Genomic DNA, 18,440 nt, shown 5'->3' with positions numbered 1-18,440 from the left:
CTCAGACAGGAGGTAAATAATGCAAGGAAATATTGATAACCGCCCGCGCCTCATGTCGCCAAAGGAAGCCTCGGAAGCCACCACCATGTCCAGAGTGCTACTGATGATGATGGCAAAGGAAGGCCAATTCCCCGCTCCGGTAAAAATTGGTGTAAAAAGAATAGCCTACGTGCGTGCCGAAGTAGACAACTGGATTAATGAAAGAATTGCCAATCGCAGTAATTAATCCCGCGACCGGTATAAATAGGTTTCCCATTCATCCATCATCGCGCGGCGCTTAGCTAAAGCAGTGCCGCGCCGGTATGCTGCCTCAGTCTTATCTTTAACTGTATGGGCTAAAGCAGCTTCCGCAACATCACGTGGATAATCCGTTTCATCACCAGCCCAATCACGCAATGACGAACGCAGCCCATGGAGAGTTGCATCACCGGCACCTGCCGCTCGAAATACTTTTACCATTGCAGTATCCGAAATTGGCCTGCCTACGCGCTCACCTTCAAAGACCAGATCACTCGTTCTGACTGCTTCTTGATCCTTTAAAATTTGGATAGCTCGATCCGTCAGTGGAACCTCATGAGCCTTGCCAGCCTTCATTCGTTCAGCAGGTATGGTCCATAGCTTTTCTGTAAAGTCTATTTCCATCCATGTCATTGACCGCGCTTCATTAGATCTTGCTGCAGTTAATGCGATGAATTCAACAGCGCGTGCTGAAACTGCCAGTGACTGCTGCAACTTCACCAAAACTCCAGGAAGCTCTTTATAACTAACAGCAGCGTGATGGCCTCTGGTCAATTTACTACGCGCAGGCAATAGTTCTTTTAATCCACCACGCCAATCAGCTGGGTTGTCGCCTGTATAGAGACCTCTAGCCTTGGCGTGATCAATAACAGCAGCAATGCGTTGACGCGTCCTATCTGCAGTCTCTGGTATTTTTGTCCAGATTGGTTTCAATACTTCGACAACATGATCACGGGTAATATCAGCTATAGGTACCTTATGCAGAGCCGCTGCATACTTTGTCAGTGTCATGACCCACTGGTCTTTGTGCTTATCGTTACGAAAACTTGCCTTTTTAACGTCCAGCACATCATCCATGATATCAGCAAATGTTTTCCGCCGATGTAACTTTTCACCACGCGATAAGCGCTGCCTGATTTCCTCAGCCTTTTCTCTAGCAAGCAACAGTGGCACCGGAGCAGTACCCTGCCCGTATCCACCGAGGCCAATTTCCGTGCGCTGACCATTGCGCTTAAATATGAAAAACCATTGTTTTGATCCACCAGAACGAACGCGCAAAAACAAACCATCGCCATCCGAATATATGCCAGCCTTAGCAAGCGACCGAATTCGTGTTTCTGATAGTTTATTCCGTGCCATTCCGTGCCCTTTTGCCATAACCTCAGTGTTGAAAGTATGGGAAAACAGGCAAAAATCAAGCTGGATGCATAAACAATTTCAATAGCTTAGATTTTATGGCGGAGGGGGTGGGATTCGAACCCACGGTACGGTCTCCCGCACGCCGGTTTTCAAGACCGGTGCCTTAAACCACTCGGCCACCCCTCCTTGCAGGCAAATCAGCCCGAAGCGCGCTATGATGGCGAATGAAGGCTACATACATTCACTCCCCGCGCTTCGTCAATCACTTTGACGTAAATTATTGTGCTTGTTTACAAATAATTGTTGAGAGCCCTCACCTTTCTGTACCATCATGCCATTTCATCCATGTTTTGAAGGCTCGGCCTTTGTAATGGCGTGTCTTAAATGGTGCAGAAATACAGGAAATCCCATGAGTCTAGAAACCGTAAAAGCATTCTTTGCTGAGAAAGCCCCTGACGTGCAGGTTATTGAGCTGGAAACCAGCACTGCGACTGTTATAGAGGCAGCTACAGCACATAATGTAGAGCCTGCACAGATTGCGAAGACACTTTCTCTCAAGCTTGGCGATGATGTGATCCTGCTTGTTGCCCGTGGTGACGCGCGTCTCGATAATCGCAAATTCAAAGACCAATTTCAGAACAAACCAAGGATGCTGGATTTTGATTCTGTATTAGAGGCAACAGGCCACCCTGTTGGTGGTGTCTGTCCGTTTGGTGTTGCTGATGACCTCAAAATTTATTGCGATATATCATTACAAGCCTTTGATGAAGTGCTGCCAGCGGCCGGCGCTACGAATAGTGCCGTACGCATTAACCCACATCGTTTGGCTGAACTAACCAATGCAATTTGGGTCGATGTCTGCCAATAAGGCACTGATTAATCTTGATTTACAGGCGACAAAGAATAGTCGGGATGAACACCTTATTCTGTTTTTTAGCCCTCTCTCAATAAAGGGGCTGGGCAAAATCACTAAAACATGATTAATTTTAGTTACTTTTATGCAAATCAGGACTTCATATTTATTCAGAATAGTTCTAAACTGCACTCATGTTTTTAGCAGTGCTTCGTCGCCTGCGGGAAAGGACCTGAAATGCGTCTTACCAGACAGACCAATTATGCTATTCGTATGCTGATGTATTGTGCAGCAAATGAAGGCAATCTCAGCCGTATTGCTGAAATCGCCAAGGCCTATACGGTCTCAGAATTGTTTTTGTTTAAAATTCTGCAGCCGCTTGTCGAAAATAATATTGTGACGACAGTACGCGGACGCAATGGCGGCGTAAAGCTCGCTCGTCCCGCAGCAGAAATTTCTCTCTTTGACGTGGTTCGCGTCACAGAAGATAATTTTGCGATGGCAGAATGTTTCGATAGCGATAGCGAATGCCCGTTGATCGACAGCTGTGCATTGAATTCTGCACTGCGTGAAGCGCTCAATGCGTTCTTCGCTGTGCTTGGAAAATACAGCATTCAGGATCTGATTGATGCGCGTCCGAATGTACGTATGCTGCTGGGTATTGATGAATTAGCGCCGCGCGCTGTTGCAGCAGCTCATTAATTAAAGCTTCTATTGAAAAAGCCCTAAAACAACTGTTTCAGGGCTTTTTTCATTTTCAATCAAAATACCGAATGCGGCAATATAAATGGCTGTCCTGCAGGAGGTGTAACGCCCACCTGAAGCGGACATTCATAAACCCGCAGCAGGCGTTCATTCGTCAAAGTTTCTGCTATCGTGCCGCTGGCATCAATGCCGCCATTATGCACCATAATAATATGATCAGCGTAAAGGGCTGTCAGATTGAGATCGTGCAGAATGGTGATCACGCCGCCACCTTTTGCAGCAAAATTACGCGCAATGTCCATAACGATAATCTGATGGCGGATATCCAGACTGGAAACAGGTTCATCCAGCAACAGATAGCGCGGCTTACCATCCAGCACCGGCTTCCAGACCTGACACAACACACGGGCTAATTGCGCACGCTGTTGTTCGCCGCCTGACAGCTCCTGATAATAACGGCCACCGAAACCTGTGAGATCAACAAGCTCAAGCGCCTGATCCGGCAAATGCTTTTCTTGCTCTGCGGTTAGTCCTGACCGACCGCCCGTCAGTCCGAGATTAACGATCTCACGGACAGTAAACGGAAAAGACAGAGCGCTGGCTTGCGGCAAGACAGCTCTGCGCTCGGCCATCTGCCAAGGCTTGTAGCTTTCAAAACGCGCACCATCGAGCAGTGCCTGCCCTGTATAAGGCAGATCGCCAGAAAGTGCGCGGATCAGTGTCGTTTTACCGGAGCCGTTCGGCCCGACAATCGCTGTCACCTCACCTGGTTTGGCGGTGATATTGACGTTTTCAAGAATGGTTTTACCGCTAAGCTGAACGGCCAGATTTTTAGTTTCAATCATAATTACAAATCCAGCAAGCCACGGCGGCGCAGCAATATCCAGAGGAAGAACGGTGCGCCGACAAATGCGGTGACAATACCGATCGGAATTTCTGCCGGTGCAACCACTGTGCGGCTCACAGCATCGGCAAGCAGCAACATACTGGCACCTAAAAGTGCCGAAGCCGGCAACAGATAACGATGATCGGGCCCGATAGACAGGCGTAACAAATGCGGCACGACAATGCCGACAAAGCCGATGCCGCCACTCACGGCGACAGATGCACCGGTTGCCGCAGCAACAAGCACAATCGCCGTATTTTTAATCCGCTGAATAGGCAACCCCAAATGATTGGCTGTAGATTCGCCCAGTGCCAGCGCATTGAGCCCGCGTGCCAAAAATGGGGCTGCAACCAATGTTAGCGCAATGATAGGACCTGCTGTGAGAATCTTGATCCATGTGGCGCCAGCCAGCGAGCCCATGCCCCAGAAAGTCAGATCGCGCAACTGTCGGTCATCTGCAATATAAACCAGCACACCACTGAAAGCGCCGGACATGGCACCAAGTGCAATACCCGCCAACAACATGGTCGCAATCGATGTACGACCTCTGCGGGTTGCAACACGGTAGAGGATCAGCGTGGTAGCAAGACCGCCGATGAATGCTGCTAATGGTAGCGTATACATACCAAGCACACTGAGTACCGGCGCGAGAAAGGTACCGCCCAGAACAATAATCATAATCGCACCGAGGCTCGCGCCGGATGAAACACCAACCAGTCCCGGATCAGCCAGCGGATTGCGAAACAAACCCTGCATCACTGCACCGGAAACGGCCAGTGATGCCCCGATCAGGATGCCGAGTACAATACGTGGCAGACGAATATCGAAGATAATGATGTGATCGCGTTGTGCGGCAAGATCGTTCGGATCGACTTGAGAAGAAAATAGCGATTTCAGAACCGACCAACTCGATGCCTGTGAAGCACCTGCTGTCAGACTGAACAGTGCAACAACCACAAGCAGAACAGCCAGCATGGCAATCAGAAATCGAGCCTGTCGGGAACGGTCACCTTGCAGAACGGTTGAGCCGTTTTTGCCATCAGTCACAACAAGCGTCTCTGTTGATCCGTTGCGTTTAGCAAAGTGAGACACAGGCATATCGCCAACAGTATCAGTCAATGTATTTGCTTTCCGTAGCGCGCCGTCACGCCTTACATTTTTTCTACAAGCGTAACTTCAATATTCAAAAAGAAGTCACCGGAACATGCCGCTCCGATGACATATCAGCGATATACAGATTTACTGAGGTGCTTTACCGTAAAGGCTCTCGGAGAGTTCACGTGCAGCCTCAGCTGAACGCGGACCAAAGCCCAGCAGGTAAAGACCATCCATCGTTACAATTGATTTGTTGCGGCCTGCAGGTGTGGCTGCCAAAGCCGGATTGCTTAAAAGCTCCGAATGATCATCCAGCGCTTTATCAACGCCGGTATCCATCAGCAGGATCAAATCCGGTGCAGCTTTATCCAATGCCTCATCGGTGAGTTGTTTATAGCCCTGAAATTCGCCGATCGCATTCACGCCGCCAGCCATCTTGATCATGCCATCTGCGGCAGTGCCCTGCCCGGAAGCCATGATGCGCCCGCCCTGAAGCGAGAGAATAAACAGAATCCGCTTTTTCTCTTTGATTGTGCTTGTTTTGGTTTCAACAGCCTTCAAATCTGCTTCAACCTTTGCGGCCAGCGCAGTCGCTTTTTCCTGTGCGCCAAGCGCTTCACCAACAGCTATAATTTTATCGGCAATGCCTTTCGCTGTAAAAACTTCCGGCACAACGATCATCGGAACAGAGGCGCGTTTCAGCACATCCATTGTTTCAACCGGCCCGCTGCCTTCAATAACCAGCATCGCGGTCGGCGTAACAGACAACACGCCTTCAGCGGATAGCTGGCGCATATAGCCGATATCCGGAAGTTTGGTCACAGATTTTGGATAAACACTGGTGCGATCACGGGCAATGAGCTTACTGTCTTCACCCAAAGCGTAAACGATTTCGGTTAGCGCACCACCAACAGAAACCAGACGCGAGCTGTCTTTGAATGTTTTCAGCTCTTCGGCCTGCGCTACAGCAACAATACCAGATACCGGCGCAAGACTTGCAGTTGCCGCCAACAGGCCACCGGCAAAAGCAGCAGCCAGACGATAAGATTTAATTCGTGATGAAAGATGGTTGCTACGGGCAAAAGACATTCGATTAATCCGAGGCTGTTTCAGCCATCGAAAATCACTGATGACCGTCATTCATGAGTTCAATGCCGTCTCAATCGCAAAGCATTTTATTTTACGACCAGAAAACCGGCGTTTAAAATAGCAATGCAGAGCGGCAAAACCGCTCTGCATTATAATCATATAAATCAGGCAGCTGCTGAACGTGCCAGACGTGGTAATGCTTCAACCAGCTCACGCCAGTCGGTGCGTTCAACTTCACCTTCATGACGCTCACCAAAGAACTGAGCGATCATTTCGCCCTGTGCGTCGTAAGCTTCAAGCGATGTCACATGGCCGTCTTTGGTAGGCTTACGAACAGCCCAAACGCTGTGAATGTGATCGGTGCGCAGATGCATATGGAATGTCGGATCCATCACATTGAGCCAAGGTCCCATCATCTTGATCTCTTTAACAGGACCAGTGTGAATCTGAATGCAGCCATTATTACCGACAAAAACCATGATCGGCTGACCGGTTTCAGAAGCTGTATTCATCATGCTTTCAACCGTACCGGCTTCCAGCTCCCAGGCAAATTCTTCACCGGCGAGTTCTACAGCCTGTTTGCGGCTGACTGCGAAATCACGCAAGAGCATAACGAACTGATGCACATCAGTCAGATTTGTCCAACGGTCACGGAAACCGTCTACATCAACAGTCGCGATATCTGTTGGCTCGCTCTGCTTGGCAGGCTTGGTTTCAACAGTTTGGGTCTGCTCTTCCGAACGCAGCTGAGCGACAAGCGCTTCATAGGCAGCCAGATCAGAATTATCACGCAGGTGGATTTTATGAACGGCATCGCCCTGTCGGTTAAAGAACTGCAGAGAACGGCGAATATTGCCTTCGCTGTCGGTCTTTTCTACTGCAAAGCCGTAAGCCCATGCTTTCGGGAAAATCCGCAGATCAATCTGTTTACCGAGCACGATAGAAGCATGCGGGCCAACGGAAACCTTTTCATAAGGTCCGATTTTTTCATGCACAACGCTTTCATTGCGGGTCAGCGCCATTACTTCGCCGAGTGTTTCTGCGCCATTCAGAATAGCAGCAATATCCACATTCAGGCGAATAGCTGTCGTGCCGACATGCGCAGCAATATAATCTGCTTCAGTAATGCCGTTGGCCTGAGCAAAATCCCGCTCACGCGATTTCGGGTTTTCACTGCGCAGGCGCAGAATGTCTTGCGGTGTCAAAGACGAGGAAACAGTGTGCGTTGCAGTCATTATTATATGCCTATACCGACCGCGCCTTTGGGTGCGATCTATTAGTGCTATGGTCAAATCTGACCAGCCCCCATGGCCGTCAAATCAGCTTATCGGTGCCTTGCGGCGGGTGTTGCATCGAAGCAACCTCCTGTTTATTTTCAGGAAGCTTTCTTGACACAAAATATCATATTAATTATTGGAAGCAATAGTGGACACGCGATGTCATATTAAAAAAATCGTGAATGTCCATAATGTTGTGTGGAAAACAGAATTGCTCTGATGACCGCATCGACCAGAGTTGAGCCAGCAGAAACCTGATCTGGAACGCGCATATCGGCATAGAAATCATGTTGATTATTGCTGCGTTCTATCGTCCGGAGACTTGAGCGTGGTTTCAGAGTGCAAATTTTAATGCTTGCTTGCCCTGCGGCAACGATGCGGAGATGATAAATGCAGCAGTCTTCTAATCTTTCCAGATTTCTCAAAATCGGCCTTGGCAGCACAGCAATCAGCCTCATCGTGATGGCAGGCGCAGCACAGGCTCAGCAAGCTCAGACAACCAAACCGGCAACTGAAAATGCAGCCGGTGAAGTGCAGCTCAATACAATCAATATCAAGTCGGTTAACCCGCAGGAAATTACCTCGCGCCCTGCTCCTGTCAGCACCATTTCCAAAACGGAAATCAAACTGAACGGCCGCGAAAAGCTGGATACCGTTTTGCGTTCCACACCGGGTGTATTCACCTCGATCAACGGCTCCAATCCAGGCGTAGCTGTCAATATTCGTGGTTTTGAAGGTTCCGGCCGCGTCAATATGATGATTGACGGTGCGCCGCAAAACTTCCGTACCACTGCGCATGATGCACAGGGTTACAGCTATATCGACCCCAACCTGTTGTCTTCGGTTGATATTACGCGTGGTGCGATTACGACCGAAGGCGGCAGCGGTCTTGCCGGTAGCGTGAATTTCAAAACACTTGGCGTCGATGACGTCATTATGGACGGTAAGGACAAAGGTGTTCTCGGCCGTGTATCATGGGGCAGCAATGGCGTCGGCTTCTCTGAAATGCTCGCCGGTGCTGCACGTATCAATGAAATCGGTATCGTTGCAGCTCTCAGCCGCCGCGACTCCAATGATTATAAAAATGGCTATGGCGATATCGTTGAAAAGACCGGTCAGGAACTGACGTCAGGCCTGTTCAAGACTGAATTCGGCTTTGCTGAAGATCATAAGCTGACACTTGGCGGCGTGATTTATAACAATAAATACGGCACATGGCAGCCAGGTTATTCCGGCGGCGCCACTGTTTATGATCTGCTTATGCAGAACCGCACCTTTACTGCTAATTATAAATATAATCCTACCGAAAACGATCTGGTCGATCTCGCTGTAAATACTTACTTTAACAGCACAAAACTCAGCTATACAGATGGTAACGGTTCGTTTGTTGGACGCGAGATCAAAACTGAATCTGTTGGCCTCAGTGTATCCAATACATCGCGTTTCTCTGTAAATGATCTATATATCGACTGGAAATACGGCGCTGAATATAATCATGATAATACAGGCGGCGTGAATGTCGGTGTGAATCCGATTGACTCAACATCTGACCGTAGTGCTGTCTTTACCGAAGTTGAGTGGGCTTATAACAACCTGCAGGTACTGACCGGCGTGCGTTATGATTATTACAACCTCGAAAATGATGCCGACAACGTAAAAAACAGTGACGGTCGCCTCAATCCGAAAGTGACTGTTGCGTATAATGTAACTGACTGGCTCCAGCCTTATGTTACCTACGCCCACTCCATGCGCGCACCTACCCTGCAGGAAACACTGCTCGGCGGTATTGCTCATGCCGGTGGCGGACGTATGAAGGGCAATCCAAATCTCGTGCCTGAAAAGCAGCGAGGCTGGGAATTCGGCCTGAACATTGCACAGGATGGCATTCTGAATGCGGAAGATAAACTCCGTATTAAGGCGAATTACTTCACTATGCGCGTTGAGGATTATATCACCGCAGCATTTACGCAGAACCAGTTCGTGAATGTTGAAGGTACATCTGAAGTCCGTGGCTTTGAAGTTGACGCTCGCTATGATGCAGGTTTTGCCTATGGCGGCATTGGCTACACACACAGCAAATCAGATCTTCCGGCACAGCAGGCAGGTCTCGGTTCCGGTCAGTATCTGCCGGAAGATATTGTTTCACTGTCAGCAGGCGCACGTTTTCTGGATCGCAAACTTGAAACCGGCATCCTGTACCAGCACGTCTCATCAGGTCAGGGTGTAGATTATGCAGGAACATACAAATCCCCATCCTATGATCTCGTCGACATTTTCGCGACCTATAAATTCAATGAAAATGTTGATCTGTCCTTCAAAGTGACCAACCTGTTCGACGAGAAATACACTCCTGCCCTGAGTACTTATGGCTCTGGTCAAGGACGGACCTTTGTTGTTGCAACACAGTTCCAGTTCTAAGTTCGTATAACTTCAAAAATCCGGCAGCGCGTCCCACAAGACGCGCTGCTTTTTTATAAAAACCTGTTGAAATCACTCCATAGAACGATATGCGGCAACATGCCGCACAGGTATTATCTTACCATTATCATTGCTTTTAGAAGCACCTTCACGATGAATAGCTCAATTAATATGGATATTTAACTCAAGTTTAAAATCATTCTAAATAGTTGATTTTTAGAACTGTTTTAATCTGCAGTGTTTGACAATTTTCTGAGCATGAAGCATTAGAAAATCAACCAGTTACAGTGCAACTTTAAATGTTTGGCCTTGACCCATCCATTTGGAGGAATAATGAATCAGTATAATTTTTCGATTGTGTCCAAGAATGCGATCACAATAGGCGATTTAGCAGAAAATCATAATATGATTTTCAGTTCCATCGCATCTAATTCAAATAAATTTATCGTAAATTACGGATTTTTAGCCGTTTCAAACATGCATGGTGCAGAATGTTAGTCTGCCATTGCAATATTATTACTGCCAAAGAAATCGAAAATACTATTATTCAGATGCTGGATGAAGATTGCTGGCAATTAATTGTTCCTGCCAAGGTCTACCATGCCATGAAAAAGCGTGGGCGTTGCTGCGGCTGCTTCCCAAATGTCGTTGAAACGATCATAAGAGTCACCGAAGAATATCATCTTCGGCGCGAGCACAATGATTCTGAATTCATTGTCTATATTGATCGCGTTCGGGCGTTACGTGAACAATTCGGGAGTAAATGGAATGAAGGGCGACAAAAAGGTCATCGAGCGGCTTAATGAGGCACTTTTCCTCGAACTCGGTGCTGTAAACCAATATTGGCTGCACTACCGCCTTCTGTCTGACTGGGGCTTTACTCGTCTGGCGAAAAAAGAACGCGAAGAATCCATCGAAGAAATGCAGCATGCAGATCGCATCATTGACCGCATTATCTTCCTTGAAGGTCACCCGAACCTGCAGACTGTTGCACCGCTGCGTATTGGCCAGACAGTAAAGGAAGTTCTGGAAGCTGATCTGGCCGGTGAATATGATGCCCGTGCATCCTATAAGAAATCCCGTGAAATTTGCGATGAAGCCGGTGACTATGTAAGCCGCCAGCTTTTTGATGAATTGCTGAAAGATGAGGAAGGTCACATCGACTTCCTCGAAACCCAGCTTGAACTTCTCGGTAAGATTGGTGAAGAGCGTTATGGCATGCTCAATGCCGCACCTGCCGACGCTGCGGAATAACAGCACTTCTATCTATGATTTAAGGCTCCGCATGCGGAGCCTTTTTTTATTGAAGTAGCTCGCGATTATTCATCTGAAATTAGTTTGAAAATCAGAATTGCAGTGTTTCAGATGTGCTCGTGCGTTTTAGTGCTCCTGTAATTTACAGGAGACTATCAATGGATTTTCGCATTACCGGACTTTCACCAGAACCGTTCCGTCATCTGTTCGGCCAGCCCGATCATGAACTGGCAAAGCATCGTGCAATTCGCGTGATTGCTGATGATGTAAACTATCCTGACCGTATCGGCATGCGTGAGGTCGCAATTGGTGACAGCCTGCTGCTGCTCAATCACGTCTGTCAGCCGGTTGAATCTCCTTATTATGCAACGCATGCAATTTATGTGCATGAGCATGCCTCAGAGGTCTATGACCGGATCAATGAAGTGCCGTCCGTTATGCGCTCCAGATTGCTGTCGCTACGTGCCTACAATGAAAAAGGCACGATTATCGGTGCAGAGGTTGTGCAGGGCACAGAAGTCGAAGGCGCGATTGAACGCCTCTTCAGCAATGAGAGCGCAGTCTATATTCACGCTCATAATGCTGCACGTGGCTGTTACTCCGGCCGTATCGACAGAGTATAAAGAAAAGGCTCCGCATGCGGAGCCTTTTCTTTATCACTTCGACAAACTGCTTATTGCGGCAATTGATCGTCAATGCCCTGAACGTAGAAGTTCATGCCGATGATGGTTGCATCATCCGCAGTTTCACCTTCCTTGAGCCATTCAGAACCATCCTGCTTTTTCAGCGGGCCGGTAAACGGCTTCAGTTCGCCGGAAGCGAGCTTCTTGATGGTTTCTTCGGCCATGGCTTTCACATCGTCAGGCATGTTGGTCATTGGTGCCATTGTCACCAGACCGGTATTCATACCGTCAAATGAGTTTTTCTCTTTCCATGTGCCATCCAGAACAGCCTTGGTGCGCTCGATATAATAAGGCGACCAGTTATAAACTGTAGCTGTCAGCTGAGTTTCAGGGCCAAACTTGATCATATCCGAAGCCTGACCAAATGCCTTGATCCCGCGCTCTGCTGCAACCTGTACAGGTGCAGTGGAGTTGGTGTGCTGCGCCAGAACATCAACGCCTTGATCGATCAGCGCCTTAGCCGCATCGGCTTCACGACCCGGATCAAACCATGCATTCGCCCAGATCACTTTGATCTTGAAATCCGGATTAACCGACTGTGCGCCGAGCATGAATGAGTTGATTGCCTGAACAACTTCCGGCACCGGAACAGAACCGATGAAACCGGCTGTACCATTTTTGGAAATCTTCGCAGCGATCTGTCCCTGCACATAACGGCCTTCATAGAAGCGCGCATTATAGGCGGAAACATTTTCAGCAGTTTTATAGCCGGTTGCGTGCTCAAATTTCACGTCCGGATATTTCTTCGCCACTTTGATTGTCGGATCCATATAGCCGAAAGACGTTGTGAAAATCAGCTTATTACCGGCGCGGGCAAGACGTTCAATCGAACGCTCGGCATCGGCACCTTCCGGCACGCTTTCAAGATAAGTGGTGGTGATCTTATCGCCAAACTCTTTTTCCATCGCCTTACGGGCTTCATCATGCTGGTAAGTCCAGCCGAAATCGCCCGGAGGTCCGATATAGATAAATCCGACTTTGAGCGGCTCTTGTGCAAAGGCGCTGCCCGCCATTGTGATACTTGCTGCTGTAGCAAGGATCGTAAGCGCTTTTTTCATGGTGCCCGTTCTCCTGTTAACGTCCGATGCCGGTATAAGGGGATCGCAAAATTTGTGTCAGCGATCCGGTACAAAAGATTTGCCGAGTGAAGCCGGCGTATTCATCATGGTGAGGCGGCGGTTGCGGGAAATAACAACCAGAACCACAATTGTCGCCAGATAAGGCAGTGCCGACATAAATTGTGACGGCAGGCCGATACCAAAGGCCTGTGCATGCAGCTGGCCAATGGTGACCGCGCCAAACAAATAGGCCCCAATCAACACACGCCATGGCCGCCACGAGGCGAACACCACCAGAGCCAGCGCAATCCAGCCGCGCCCTGCACTCATATTCTCAACCCATTGCGGCACGTAAACAAGCGACAGCTGTGCACCGGCAAGACCGGCACAGGCACCACCAAATACCACGGCCAGATAACGCGTGCGCACGACATTAATGCCAAGCGCATGGGCAGAGCTATGATTATCGCCGATGGAGCGCAGTTGAAGCCCTGCCCTTGTGCGGAACAGGAACCAGCTGACACTGATAACCAGCACCATTGCGATATAGAAAATCACGTCTTGTCCGAACAGTAGTTTACCGATCAGCGGCAGATCACTGAGATAAGGAATATTCAGCGACGGCAGTTTGACACCAGGCAAGCCAACAAAGCTCTCACCGATCACCGCCGATGCGCCAAGACCAAGAATAGTCAGCGCCAGTCCGGTCGCCACCTGATTGGCAACCAATGTCAGCGTCAGGAATGCAAACAGCAAAGCCAGCGCTGCCCCTGCAAGAATTGCAGCGAACATGCCAAGCCATGCATTGCCGGTTGTATAGGCAATGGCAAAGCCGGTGACAGCGCCCATGACCATCATGCCTTCAACACCGAGATTGAGAACGCCGGAGCGCTCTGCAACCAGTTCTCCAAGCGCTGCAATCAGCAGAGGTGTTGCCGCAGTGGCAATGGTCAGCAGAATAGCCTGTGTCATATCCATGGCTCAGGCCTCCCCGCGCAGATCATGCTGACTGCGGCTGACAAAACGAATGCGATAATGAATGAAACTGTCGCAGGCGAGAACAAAGAACAGGATCATACCCTGAAACACCCGCGCTGCTTTCTCGGAGATACCGATAGAAAGCTGAGCGGCCTCACCACCAAGATAGGAAAGCGCCAGAACAAGACCCGCAGCAATAATGCCAAGCGGATTAAGGCGGCCAAGAAATGCAATAATAATTGCTGTAAAGCCGTAGCCCGGCGTGATGGTTGTGCGCAGCTGGCCGATGGCGCCGGAAACTTCGCTGATACCGGCCAGCCCTGCCAATGCGCCGGAGAGCAGAAAGGCAAAAAACGTGATCTTACCGGCACTGAAACCGGCAAAACGGGCAGCACGCGGGCTTTGTCCGACAACTTTAATCTGAAATCCTTGGAGTGTGTTGCGCAACATGAACCACAGAGCAAAAGCCGCAATAATGGCAAATACAAAGCCCCAATGCGCGCGACCTGATGCAGACCAAATTTCCGGCAGAATGGCATAATCATGAAACTGTCGGCTTTCAGGGAAATTCATCCCCGCAGGATTGCGCCACGGGCCGCGCACCAGCCAGTCCAGAAAGAACTGCGCCACATAGACCAACATCAGGCTGGTCAAAATTGTATTGGCGTTAAAACGTACTTTGAGCAGTGCCGGAATAGCCGCATAAAGCGCACCACCAGCCATCCCCATCAGCAGCATAAGCGGCAGAACATACCACCCCTGCACATCAGGAAACACAATCGGCATCATCGAACCGGCAATCGCGCCCATGGTCAGCTGACCTTCGGCACCGATATTCCAGTTATTCGACAAATAACAAACCGACAAACCGACTGCGATCAGGATCAGCGGCGCGGCCTTCACCAGCAATTCGTGGATCGACCAGATATCCAGTAGCGGCTCAATAAAGAATGCATGCAATGCCGCAAAAGGATCTTTACCCATCAGCGCAAACAAAATGGCGCCGCAAATCATTGCAAGCGCCAAGGCGATCAGTGGTGAAAGAGCACTAAACCAACGGGAGGGTTGCGGTCTTTTAATCAGTTCAATACGCATCAGATTGCCCCGCCCATCATCAGGCCGATTTTCTCGGCGGTTACAATATCGCGCGGCAATGCTTCAGACAGTTGCCCATGATGCATCACAGCGATGCGGTCACAGATTTCAAACAATTCATCAAGATCCTGACTGATAACGAGAACGGCTGAACCCTGCCGTGACAAATCCACCAAAGCCTGACGAATACGCATCGCAGCACCGGCATCCACGCCCCATGTCGGCTGATTGACAACCAGCACTGACGGATTGCGATCCAGTTCCCGTCCGATAATGAATTTCTGCAAATTACCGCCGGATAATGCACCCGCCACAGGGTTCTCTGCATTTTTGCGCACATCCATCATCGTATTAATGCGCTTGGCTGCCGATGAGAGTGCTGAACGTGCGATGATTTTCAGAAAGCCGCCTTTAAGAAAGACCTTGGCATCGGTGCGATAACGCGACAAAAACAGGTTATCAGTCAGGGGCAGTTCCGGTACTGCGCCATGTCCGAGACGTTCTTCCGGTACAAAGCCCGCTCCCAGCAGACGGCGGCGGGTAATGCCGGAAAGACCGGCCTCCTGCCCGCGAATACGGATGGCTGCGGCTTTGTCCTGACGCACTTCACCGGAGACGGCTTCAAAAAACTCACTCTGCCCGTTACCGGCGACACCGGCAATGCCGACAACCTCACCGGCGCATACAGACAGGGAAATATCGCGTAATGCCGTTGAGAAAGGCCCGCGCGGTGCCTGAGAAAGCCCGTTAATCTCGAGCAGATTATCATGACCTTGCGGCTGAGCAGCCAGCTTCGGGCGCTCAACAAGGGCAACATCCTCGCCTACCATCATGCGCGCAAGGGATGCGGTTGTTTCCTGAGAAGGTGTGCAATGGGACACGACCTTACCGTGACGCAGCACAGTGGCGCGGTCACAAATCTGCTTCACTTCTTCCAGCCGGTGGCTGATATAGAGAATGGATTTGCCTTCGCTTTTAAGCCTGTTCAGCGTAACAAACAGCTTATCTGCTTCCTGAGGCGTGAGGACGGCTGTCGGCTCGTCCAGAATAATCAGTTCAGGCTCCTGCAACAGGCATCGGATAATCTCAATCCGCTGACGCTCACCAACCGACAGATCACCGACCAAGGCATCTGTATCAACCGGAAGACCATAGGTCTCACCGATTTTTGATGCTTTTTTGGCAACCTCTGCGAGTGACAGGCCAGCATCCAGCGATAGCGCGATATTCTCCGCAGCCGTGAGACTGTCAAATAATGAGAAATGCTGGAACACCATGCCAATGCCGAGCTTACGGGCAAAGGCCGGACTGGTCATACGAACCTTGCGAGCTTTCCAGAAAATCTCGCCTTCAAGCGGCTGTAATGAGCCGAACAGCATTTTGACAAGCGTGGATTTTCCAGCACCATTCTCTCCCAACAGCGCGTGAATTTCACCGCGCTCAATGGTCAGATCAATCTGATCGCAGGCTTTCAGCGCGCCAAACTGCTTTGTCAGGCGCTGTACATCCAGCAATTGTAGAGATGATGCGGAAGGTTCTGTCATGTTTCCCCGAGACATTGCTTCCGCCCACCTTATGCCACAGTAAAAAAAATAGGGAAGACGAAATGTAATTTATAACAATTCTATGAACAATTTTTAGAAGAAAAACAAAACCGCCTCCGGTGAAACTGCTCTTCACCGGAGTTCAACAGGGTTTTAAACGGCAGAGAATGCCGGTTTTACGGAATCAACACTGTTGTTCCGGTGGTCTTGCGGTCTTCGAGATCGCGATGCGCCTGTGCGGCATCACGAAGATCATAGGTTTGATTGAGGTTGATTTTGACAGCACCGCTGGCAACCACATCAAACAGTGCCGCTGCTGCACGCTCAAGTTCTTCCCGCGTTGCAATATAAGCGCCAAGCGACGGACGTGTCATGTATATCGAGCCATATTGATTAAGCAGTGCCAGTTCGAATGGCGGCACCGGCCCCGAGGCATTGCCATAGCTCACAAACAAACCGCGTGGTTGCAGAACCTGCAGCGATGCAGGGAAAGTATCTTTGCCGACACTGTCATAAACCACCGGCAAACCTTTTCCGCCGGTAAATTCCTTCACCTTCTCGACGAAATTATCTTCACGGTAATTGATCACGTGATCATAGCCGAGTGACAGCGCAAGATCGATTTTCTCTTGCGAGCCCGCAGTGCCGATAACTGTCGCACCAAGATGTTTCGCCCACTGACCAGCAATCTGTCCTACGCCGCCGGCAGCCGCATGGATCAGAACTGTATCGCCCTTCTGGATTTTATATGTCAGATTGGTCAGATAATAAGCGGTCATGCCTTTGAGCATCATCGATGCGGCAAGGCGCAGATCCATATTATCCGGCACTTTTACCAGACGATCAGCAGCAATCAGACGCTCATCAGCATAAGCGCCCATAGCACCAGTATAGGCAACGCGATCACCGGTTTTGACATTAGTTACACCCTCGCCGACAGCCACAACAGTTCCCGCACCTTCCTGCCCCGGAATGAAAGGCATTTGCGGTGCTTTATAGAGACCGGTACGGAAATAGACATCGATGAAGTTCAGACCAACCGCTTCATGGCGGATGCGGGCTTCACCGGCTATTGGCTGACCAATTTCAACCTGTTCATATTTCAGAACATCAGCACCACCGGTTTCGCGGATCAGAATGGCATTCGTCATAGTCTGTATTCCCTGTTATTTCGCAGCTGTTTTAAGACCAAGATTAGGCAGGAACTGCATCACAATACCGATGCAGTAGAGATAAATACCGGTTACGGTGATGCCGATACGCACCCAGAGTGGCGCATCCATATGGTAGTAAATACCGGCCACACCGAACACACACCATGCCAGAAAGATGGTGAGGTTGAGCGGACGCAAACGGGCAACGCGCACCGGATGCAAGAAGTTCAGCGGCATGAAAGACAGGATTGCGGAGACGACAACGATACCGAAAGCTGTCCACTCGCCGGGTCCGACGATAAACAGCGTGAATACCACCATGTTCCAGACCACAGGGAAGCCTTTAAAGAAGTTCTCTTTGGTCTTCATACCCGTATCGGCATAGTAGATCGCGCTGCTGATAACGATGATCGCGCCTGAGAGGAACGACAGGCCATGCCCCATAAAGCCGCTCTGATAGAGTGCAAAAGCGGGGATCAGCACATAAGTCACATAATCAATAATATTATCGAGCAACTCGCCCGACCAGTTTGGCAGTACATATTTCACTTCAAGCTTGCGGGCGATTGGCCCGTCAATACCATCGACGAACAGCGCCAGCCCCAGCCAGAGAAACATTGCCGTCCAGTTTTCTTCACTGGCAGCAACCAGTGACAGGAACGCCAGAAACGAACCGGAAGCCGTTAACAGGTGAACAGAAAAAGCCCGAACCTGAGGTACGGTGACTTTTTTTGCTTTCAGTTTTTCTGTCAGTTTCACTTTCAAGGTCTTCGCCGATTCTATTACAAAAAATTAATGAATTACCAGTCCGTACAGCTTTTGTCGAAAATCACTAAAAGTGCAAGAAAAGGAGAGTTGAAAAACAGACAAAATGTCGCTCATCCAAAGAAGTTACCCGCTTGTCGCCACTATCTCCAGTTTAATTATATGTTTTTGGTGTTGAAACGGCTAGTTATGGCCTATTAGATTGAGCT

The 18,440-nt window shown here is 49.5% G+C and carries 18 protein-coding genes and 1 tRNA gene; 7 read left to right on the top strand and 12 right to left on the bottom strand.

What is annotated here, in order from left to right; all coding sequences use genetic code 11:
- Nucleotides 1–19: 19 nt before the first annotated feature.
- Complete coding sequence (locus tag QUF18_RS16740) at nucleotides 20–226, top strand: helix-turn-helix transcriptional regulator (protein ID WP_289388419.1); 207 nt, start codon at nucleotides 20–22, stop codon at nucleotides 224–226.
- Here QUF18_RS16740 and QUF18_RS16735 read toward each other — a convergent pair.
- Both QUF18_RS16735 and QUF18_RS16730 read right to left on the bottom strand, forming a co-directional pair.
- Complete coding sequence (locus tag QUF18_RS16735; RefSeq protein ID WP_289388418.1) at nucleotides 223–1,377, bottom strand: tyrosine-type recombinase/integrase; 1,155 nt, start codon at nucleotides 1,375–1,377, stop codon at nucleotides 223–225. The genes QUF18_RS16740 and QUF18_RS16735 overlap by 4 nt on opposite strands.
- 96 nt (nucleotides 1,378–1,473) lie before the next feature.
- Nucleotides 1,474–1,563 (bottom strand) — tRNA-Ser (locus QUF18_RS16730).
- 223 nt (nucleotides 1,564–1,786) lie between these two features.
- Between QUF18_RS16730 and QUF18_RS16725 the strand changes: the two genes are divergently transcribed.
- Complete coding sequence (locus QUF18_RS16725) at nucleotides 1,787–2,245, top strand: YbaK/EbsC family protein (RefSeq protein ID WP_289388417.1); 459 nt, start codon at nucleotides 1,787–1,789, stop codon at nucleotides 2,243–2,245.
- Nucleotides 2,246–2,467: 222 nt separating this feature from the next.
- Nucleotides 2,468–2,932: an iron-responsive transcriptional regulator RirA gene (gene rirA / locus QUF18_RS16720; RefSeq protein ID WP_113943063.1), complete on the top strand. Its 465-nt coding sequence runs from the start codon at nucleotides 2,468–2,470 to the stop codon at nucleotides 2,930–2,932.
- A 59-nt stretch (nucleotides 2,933–2,991) separates the two neighbouring features.
- Here the strand turns inward: rirA and QUF18_RS16715 are convergent, their stop codons facing one another.
- The 4 genes from QUF18_RS16715 to QUF18_RS16700 all read right to left on the bottom strand — a co-directional run bounded on the left by QUF18_RS16715 (nucleotide 2,992) and on the right by QUF18_RS16700 (nucleotide 7,240).
- Nucleotides 2,992–3,780: a heme ABC transporter ATP-binding protein gene (locus QUF18_RS16715; RefSeq protein ID WP_289388416.1), complete on the bottom strand. Its 789-nt coding sequence runs from the start codon at nucleotides 3,778–3,780 to the stop codon at nucleotides 2,992–2,994.
- 2 nt (nucleotides 3,781–3,782) lie between these two features.
- A complete protein-coding gene (locus tag QUF18_RS16710) occupies nucleotides 3,783–4,919 on the bottom strand; it encodes a FecCD family ABC transporter permease (protein ID WP_374807195.1) in 1,137 nt (378 codons plus the stop codon).
- A gap of 141 nt (nucleotides 4,920–5,060) precedes the next feature.
- A complete protein-coding gene (locus tag QUF18_RS16705; RefSeq protein ID WP_289388414.1) occupies nucleotides 5,061–6,005 on the bottom strand; it encodes a heme/hemin ABC transporter substrate-binding protein in 945 nt (314 codons plus the stop codon).
- 164 nt (nucleotides 6,006–6,169) lie between these two features.
- Nucleotides 6,170–7,240: a hemin-degrading factor gene (locus tag QUF18_RS16700; RefSeq protein WP_289388413.1), complete on the bottom strand. Its 1,071-nt coding sequence runs from the start codon at nucleotides 7,238–7,240 to the stop codon at nucleotides 6,170–6,172.
- A 432-nt stretch (nucleotides 7,241–7,672) separates the two neighbouring features.
- On the opposite strand from QUF18_RS16700, the gene QUF18_RS16695 reads away from it, so the two are divergent.
- The 4 genes from QUF18_RS16695 to QUF18_RS16680 all read left to right on the top strand — a co-directional run bounded on the left by QUF18_RS16695 (nucleotide 7,673) and on the right by QUF18_RS16680 (nucleotide 11,577).
- A complete protein-coding gene (locus QUF18_RS16695; protein WP_289388412.1) occupies nucleotides 7,673–9,700 on the top strand; it encodes a TonB-dependent receptor domain-containing protein in 2,028 nt (675 codons plus the stop codon).
- A 491-nt stretch (nucleotides 9,701–10,191) separates the two neighbouring features.
- Nucleotides 10,192–10,503 (top strand): (2Fe-2S)-binding protein, encoded by a 312-nt coding sequence (locus tag QUF18_RS16690; protein WP_289388411.1) that lies wholly within the window; start codon nucleotides 10,192–10,194, stop codon nucleotides 10,501–10,503.
- Nucleotides 10,469–10,954 (top strand): bacterioferritin, encoded by a 486-nt coding sequence (gene bfr / locus QUF18_RS16685; RefSeq protein ID WP_289388410.1) that lies wholly within the window; start codon nucleotides 10,469–10,471, stop codon nucleotides 10,952–10,954. Before QUF18_RS16690 ends, bfr begins: the two co-directional genes overlap by 35 nt.
- A gap of 158 nt (nucleotides 10,955–11,112) precedes the next feature.
- On the top strand, nucleotides 11,113–11,577 hold the full coding sequence (locus QUF18_RS16680) for a DUF1203 domain-containing protein (protein WP_289388409.1): 465 nt from the start codon (nucleotides 11,113–11,115) through the stop codon (nucleotides 11,575–11,577).
- A gap of 50 nt (nucleotides 11,578–11,627) precedes the next feature.
- Here the strand turns inward: QUF18_RS16680 and QUF18_RS16675 are convergent, their stop codons facing one another.
- The 6 genes from QUF18_RS16675 to pcsA form a co-directional block, all read right to left on the bottom strand.
- Complete coding sequence (locus QUF18_RS16675) at nucleotides 11,628–12,695, bottom strand: BMP family ABC transporter substrate-binding protein (protein WP_289388408.1); 1,068 nt, start codon at nucleotides 12,693–12,695, stop codon at nucleotides 11,628–11,630.
- Between the two features lie 57 nt (nucleotides 12,696–12,752).
- The gene (locus QUF18_RS16670; protein ID WP_289388407.1) at nucleotides 12,753–13,673 is read right to left on the bottom strand and encodes an ABC transporter permease; all 921 of its coding nucleotides are present in this window, start codon (nucleotides 13,671–13,673) and stop codon (nucleotides 12,753–12,755) included.
- 3 nt (nucleotides 13,674–13,676) lie between these two features.
- Nucleotides 13,677–14,768, bottom strand: a complete 1,092-nt coding sequence (locus QUF18_RS16665; RefSeq protein ID WP_289388406.1) for an ABC transporter permease — start codon at nucleotides 14,766–14,768, stop codon at nucleotides 13,677–13,679.
- The gene (locus QUF18_RS16660; RefSeq protein ID WP_289388405.1) at nucleotides 14,768–16,312 is read right to left on the bottom strand and encodes an ABC transporter ATP-binding protein; all 1,545 of its coding nucleotides are present in this window, start codon (nucleotides 16,310–16,312) and stop codon (nucleotides 14,768–14,770) included. The genes QUF18_RS16665 and QUF18_RS16660 overlap by 1 nt, the downstream gene beginning before the upstream one ends.
- 176 nt (nucleotides 16,313–16,488) lie before the next feature.
- Nucleotides 16,489–17,463 (bottom strand): quinone oxidoreductase family protein, encoded by a 975-nt coding sequence (locus QUF18_RS16655; RefSeq protein WP_289388404.1) that lies wholly within the window; start codon nucleotides 17,461–17,463, stop codon nucleotides 16,489–16,491.
- A gap of 15 nt (nucleotides 17,464–17,478) precedes the next feature.
- The gene (gene pcsA / locus QUF18_RS16650; RefSeq protein WP_289388403.1) at nucleotides 17,479–18,231 is read right to left on the bottom strand and encodes a phosphatidylcholine synthase; all 753 of its coding nucleotides are present in this window, start codon (nucleotides 18,229–18,231) and stop codon (nucleotides 17,479–17,481) included.
- Between the last annotated feature and the right edge of the window lie 209 nt (nucleotides 18,232–18,440).

The sequence above is a fragment of the Pseudochrobactrum kiredjianiae genome (genome assembly GCF_030362795.1).
Taxonomy (GTDB): Bacteria; Pseudomonadota; Alphaproteobacteria; order Rhizobiales; family Rhizobiaceae; genus Pseudochrobactrum; species Pseudochrobactrum kiredjianiae.
Note: the sequence above shows the minus strand (reverse complement) of the source record. Positions and strands in the feature narration are given on the sequence as shown.